Source organism: Thermus sp. FJN-A (assembly GCF_054655095.1).
The window spans coordinates 1-263 of the sequence record NZ_BAAHSC010000080.1; the positions used below are offsets into that span (position 1 = coordinate 1).

General features: G+C 72.2%; 1 pseudogene. It reads right to left on the reverse strand.

The window, feature by feature from the left end:
• Positions 1-263: pseudogene (locus ACYQ0J_RS00425) on the reverse strand (ATP-binding protein); the annotation flags it as partial.

Consider the following 263-nt stretch of genomic DNA (forward strand, 5'->3'; position numbering starts at 1 on the left):
CTCCGGGTGGACGGCCAGGACCAGGGTGGCCACCTCGGCGAAGGCCACCAGCCAGGGGACCACACTGGGGGTGAGGCCCGTGGCGTCGTCCACGACGAGGGTGACGGGGTTCACCCCTTCGGGGCGCTTGAGGGCCTTGAGGAGGCTCCTCGCCTTCTCCTCGTTCCCCGGGTAGCGCCTCTGCCAGGCCTTGAGGTCGGCCTCGAGGTCCCTCCCCCGCCCCACCCCATCCACCGGGATTCCGGCGTCCCAAAGCCCCCGGA